The organism is Psychroserpens sp. (assembly GCF_047633235.1).
Taxonomy (GTDB): Bacteria; Bacteroidota; Bacteroidia; order Flavobacteriales; family Flavobacteriaceae; genus Psychroserpens.
On the sequence record NZ_JBLIET010000086.1, the window covers coordinates 1 to 5,185 of the forward strand.

Sequence of the window (5,185 nt, forward strand, 5' to 3'; positions counted from 1 at the left end):
AATTACAACCAAAACTAGTTTGTGAGTTTATTGACCATTCTTATGACCTTGTGGTTAAGGGAATGACTAAAAAAATGCGTCAAGAGCTGGACTGATTTCACCACTGGTCTACACTTTTGTGTATCCCACCTATATAGGAATCATAGCGGTCGTTTTTTTTGGTTTATTCTCGTAATTCATCATAGTTTTGTAATTGAATAAATGACTAAAAATGTGATGATATCACCCAAGTTAAAAGTGTTATTATTAGGTTTTTAGAAGTGGATATTGAAAATAATAATTTAAATCATTTCTTTTTATGTTTCTTACAATAATTAGCTCAGTTTTAATATTTAAACCTTCACTCGTCTATACTTAACGGTAATTGGTCGACGTTTAACTTTAATTAAACGAAAAACAATTTAAATTATTTACAATTAGAGTATTTTAGAAGTTAATAAACAGTGTAATCGCTTATGAGTAAAATACTTAAGGTGCTTTTAATTGAAGACGACACGATAGAAGTCATGAAATTAAATAGAGCAATATCATCTTTAAAATTGAAACATCTAATTATTGAGGCTAACAATGGAGAAGAGGCGCTTGATTTTTTAGAGAAAAAAGAAATGCTTCCAGATATTATTTTATTAGATTTAAACATGCCAAAAATAAATGGTTTGGAGTTTTTAGCTATTTTGAAAAAACACGACACACTTAAATATATTCCAACTATAATTTTAACGACGTCTAACAATCAAAAGGACCTGTTAGAATGCTATAAAATTGGAGTTGCGGGTTATGTTCTTAAGCCATTAAGATATGAGGATTATGTCTTAAAAATTGAAAAACTCCTAATGTATTGGAGCATGAATGTGTTAATGAAATTATAATGAAAGGGATTGTTTTTACAGAGCTTTTAGAGCTTGTTGAAGATAAGTTTGGTCTAGAAACAGTAGATTATATTATTTCTAATTCTGATTTAGAGTCTAATGGCATCTATACATCTGTGGGTATTTATAGTTTTTCTGAACTGTCACAATTGCTTCAACACCTGAGTGAAAGAACTCAGATATCTATAGATAACTTATTGCTGGTTTATGGAGAATATTTTTTTAGAGTTTTAGAAAAAAGTTGTCCTGAGCTTTTATTAGCATACACAGATCCAATTGAAATGATCTCAGCTATTGAAAGTATTATTCATTTTGGAGCAGGAAAGATATATCTTGATTTAGAGTTGCCTGCTTTTAAGGTCATCGAAAAAACAGAAAACTCATTAATAATAGACTATAAATCGAGCAGAGCCATGTGTTATTTTAGCTTAGGTCTAATGAATAAAACATTTGAGTTTTTTAATTCTACAGCCACTATTGAATTAGAAAAAATTATGGAAGACGGTACAGAAGTAAGATTTGTAATACATAAGAATTAATGAGCCAAGAGCAGTTAGATATACTAAATCGTGCTCTTAAAAGAGAAAAAGCAGCTAGGAAAGCAGCTGAAGCAATTCTTGAAGAGAAATCACGAGAACTATATAAAACCTCCCAAAAATTAGAACAGTTATTAGATGAAAAATCGTCTCAACTTCAAGGTGTTTTTGAAAATATTGTTGATGCTTATGTCGTTATTGATATTTATGGTAATGTACTAAAGTTCAATCAAGCCGCGACTAAACTTTTTGGTTATAATATTGATAAAGAAGCTGTAAATGTTGTCAATCTTATTTATAAAGAGGATTATCAATATGCTATGTTGTCTTATATGGATTTGAAAACCAAAGGTTTTTTTAAAGATTATGAAGCCAGAGTCCATACAAAATCTGGCGAAGTTAGGAGGGTTCATATCAATGCAAGTATTGTTTTAGATAAGAATAAGAAACCTATAGCTGCACAAGGAATTGTTCGAGATATTACAGATCAAAAAGCATCAGAAGAAAAACTTATTGAATCTGAAAGTAGATTATCAACACTTGTTTTAAATCTTGATAGTGGTATCGTCCTCGAAGATGAAAATCGAAAAATAGTATTGACTAATAATAAATTTTGCGAGCTGTTTAAAATCGATTCAAACCCTAGTGATTTGTATGACATGGATTGCACTACTGTTTCTAGAAATAATAAAGTTTTATTTAAAGATCCTGAAGAATTCTTGGCTAGAATGGTAGCCATTGATGCAGACAAGAAAACAGTCATTGGAGATGTACTGGAAATGACAGATGGTAAAATTCTCGAACGTAATTATATGCCAGTAGTTATAGGAGAAAAATCTAAAGGCTTTCTTTGGACATTTACAGACGTCACTTTAAAGAGAACTTACAATAAGCGTTTGGAGGCACAAAAGCAAAAGTATAGTAACATTATTGCAAATATGAACCTTGGATTGGTTGAGGTTAACAATGAAGATGAAATCTTAATGATTAATCAAAGTTTTTCTGAAATGTCAGGGTATACGGAATCTGAGTTACTAGGAAAAAAAAAGTATGATGTGCTTTCAGTTAACGAGCTTATTGACATTATACAACAGGGAAGTAGTAAGCGCCAAAAGGAGGAATCGAATTCTTATGAACTTGAAGTAAAAACAAAATCTGGTGAGATTAGGCATTGGCTTGTTAGTGGAGCACCTAATTATGACATTGACGGGAACGTTACGGGTTCAATTGGGATTCATTTAGATATTACTGATGATAAACGAAAGACAAAATTAATTGAAGAACAAAAATTAGAATTAGATGTTATCGTTAATAGTTCTCCAATTGGAATTGTTTTATCCCAATATGGACAAATTATCAAAACAAACTCAACATTTCAAAAGATGTTGGGGTATTCTGAAGATCAGTTAAATAAGATAACCATAAAAGAGTTATCCTTTCCAGAAGATTATCCAGAGACTAAGGTCTTTCTTGATAAAATAAACAGAGGAGAAATTGATAATTTTACCATTAATAAACGTTATAAGACGATCGGTGGACCTGTTATTTGGGCGAAAACAAATGTCAATGCTGTAAGAGATAACAATGGAAACATCAATTACCAAGTTGCTTTAATTGAGGATATTACTTCAGAAAGAGAGAAAACTTTGATTATTGATTTGATTAATAATCTTACGAAATCTATTTTAGGTAAAACCGATATTAATGAGATTGCATGGCAAATCGTTAATAATATTGGTCATTACCTCGATTCACAAGATTGTGTGATTTACTTAGTGGATCATGACGATCAAACTTTAGAGCAGGTCGCTGTTTATGGCAAGAAATTAGGTGAAGATAATAAAATACGCAATAGGTTAATAGTTCCAATAGGAGAGGGTATTGTTGGAGGCGTAGTTAAAACAGCAACTTCAAAAATCATTAAAGACACCTCTAAGGAGAGTAGCTATATTGTGGATGAGGAGCGACGTTTTTCTGAAATAACGGTTCCTATAATAAGTAACGGTCGCGTAATTGGAGTTATAGATTCTGAGCATAAAGACAAAAACTATTATACCCAAGAACATGAAAAAGCTTTAGAAAGTATCGCAAGTTTAGTGGCTATAAAATTACGAACAGCTTTAAATATTAGAGAACGTAAAAAAGCAGAAGCTAAAAATAATGCTCTACGTATTAAATTAGAAAAGAGTAATGATGAACTTCAAGAATATGCACATATTGTATCGCATGATTTAAAGTCGCCATTAAGAAGTATCAGTGCTTTAGTAAGCTGGATTAAAGAAGATAATTTTGATAATTTTGATGATACGAGTTTGCAAAACTTTGATTTGATTGGAACAACATTGGATAGGATGGAACTTCTTATTTCTGATATTTTGACCTATTCAAGTATAGGCTCAGAAACTTTAAATGATCAAGAAGTCGATTTAAATCTTTTAGTAGATGATTTAAAAGAAGTTTTATATGTTCCAGATCACATAACCATTACTGTACTAAACGCGCTTCCTACGATAAAAGGTGATAAAACAAAATTACAGCAGTTGTATCAAAACCTTTTAAGTAATGCGATTAAATTCAATGATAAAGATCACGGACTTATAGATATTAATGTAGAAGAGAAGGCTTCTTTTTATTTGTTTTCGATACAAGATAATGGTGTTGGTATTGATAAAAAATATCATGATAAAATTTTTAAAATATTCCATTCACTTACTAAAAGTAGAGAGTCAACAGGTATAGGCTTATCGATAGTAAAAAAGATTGTAAATTTATATGGTGGTAAAATATGGTTGACGTCCAAGGTGAATGAGGGCACGACGTTTTACTTTACCTTAAAAAAATAATATCATGGAGAAACCTAATTTGTCGTACATTCATAAGATGTCTGGTGGGGACAAAGCTTTTGAACAAAAGTTAATTACTATCATTAAAGGTGAGTTTCCGGAGGAGAAAAAAGTCTATTTTGAAAATAGTACTGCTAAGAACTATAAACTTACAGCAGAGAATGTTCATAAACTTAAACATAAAATTAGTATTTTAGGCTTTGAGAGGGGTTATGAGATTGCTGTAGCATTCGAAAATAATTTACTAGAGGGCCATACTGCACTCCAGGATGAATTCGAAGCTATTCTAACAGCCATAACTAATTATTTACAACAGTTATAATTAGGATCACATGAAATGTATTATTATTGATGATGAGGCAACTGCCAGAGCAATTATTGAACAACTATGCTCTAATGTGCCCAGTCTAAATGTTCTAGAGCAATTTTCTAATGCAATGCAAGCCATAAAATATCTCAATCAGAATGAGATTGATCTTATATTTTTAGATATTCATATGCCAGATTTCACAGGTTTTGATTTTATTGAAACGCTAAAAAACCTTCCAAAAATCATCTTGACAACATCAGATGCAAATTTTGCAATTCAAGCTTTTGAATACGACTGTATCGTAGATTATCTCGTAAAGCCTATTTTGCCAGACCGCTTTCAAAAAGCAATTCAAAAGGCAGAAATAACAGCAACTATAGCTAAATCGTCACCACCATCAGAAAATATAGAGTTGACGTCTGTTAATGATTTATATGTCAATATTGACAGACGACTTATAAAAATTGATATTCCTAGTATTTATTTGGTTGAAGCTAAAGGTGACTATATTCAAGTAAAAACCGAAAATCAAAATTATACAGTACACTCTACACTTAAGAAAATTGAAGATAAGTTGCCTAAAGATTTGTTTTTAAAAATACATCGCTCATTTATTATTAATGTTGA

At 30.9% G+C, this 5,185-nt stretch carries 5 protein-coding genes; all 5 read left to right on the top strand.

The genetic code is table 11. The features are described 5' to 3' along the window. The first annotated feature begins 455 nt into the window (after positions 1-455). Complete coding sequence (locus tag ACJAZK_RS14660; RefSeq protein ID WP_415224685.1) at positions 456-869, top strand: response regulator; 414 nt, start codon at positions 456-458, stop codon at positions 867-869. Continuing rightward, positions 869-1,408: a heme NO-binding domain-containing protein gene (locus ACJAZK_RS14665; RefSeq protein ID WP_415224686.1), complete on the top strand. Its 540-nt coding sequence runs from the start codon at positions 869-871 to the stop codon at positions 1,406-1,408. The genes ACJAZK_RS14660 and ACJAZK_RS14665 overlap by 1 nt, the downstream gene beginning before the upstream one ends. Then, positions 1,408-4,248 (top strand): PAS domain S-box protein, encoded by a 2,841-nt coding sequence (locus tag ACJAZK_RS14670; RefSeq protein ID WP_415224687.1) that lies wholly within the window; start codon positions 1,408-1,410, stop codon positions 4,246-4,248. Before ACJAZK_RS14665 ends, ACJAZK_RS14670 begins: the two co-directional genes overlap by 1 nt. 4 nt (positions 4,249-4,252) lie before the next feature. Continuing rightward, positions 4,253-4,570: an Hpt domain-containing protein gene (locus ACJAZK_RS14675; RefSeq protein ID WP_415224688.1), complete on the top strand. Its 318-nt coding sequence runs from the start codon at positions 4,253-4,255 to the stop codon at positions 4,568-4,570. Positions 4,571-4,580: 10 nt separating this feature from the next. Further along, positions 4,581-5,185: LytR/AlgR family response regulator transcription factor (locus tag ACJAZK_RS14680; protein WP_415224689.1), on the top strand; the 605-nt coding region annotated here is incomplete at its 3' end.

Bases quoted from the DNA above. Each gene is read 5' to 3' on its own strand.
- ACJAZK_RS14670 (WP_415224687.1), top strand. From the start codon at position 1,408: ATGAGCCAAGAGCAGTTAGATATACTAAATCGTGCTCTTAAAAGAGAA.
- ACJAZK_RS14665 (WP_415224686.1), top strand. From the start codon at position 869: ATGAAAGGGATTGTTTTTACAGAGCTTTTAGAGCTTGTTGAAGATAAG.
- ACJAZK_RS14660 (WP_415224685.1), top strand. From the start codon at position 456: ATGAGTAAAATACTTAAGGTGCTTTTAATTGAAGACGACACGATAGAA.
- ACJAZK_RS14675 (WP_415224688.1), top strand. From the start codon at position 4,253: ATGGAGAAACCTAATTTGTCGTACATTCATAAGATGTCTGGTGGGGAC.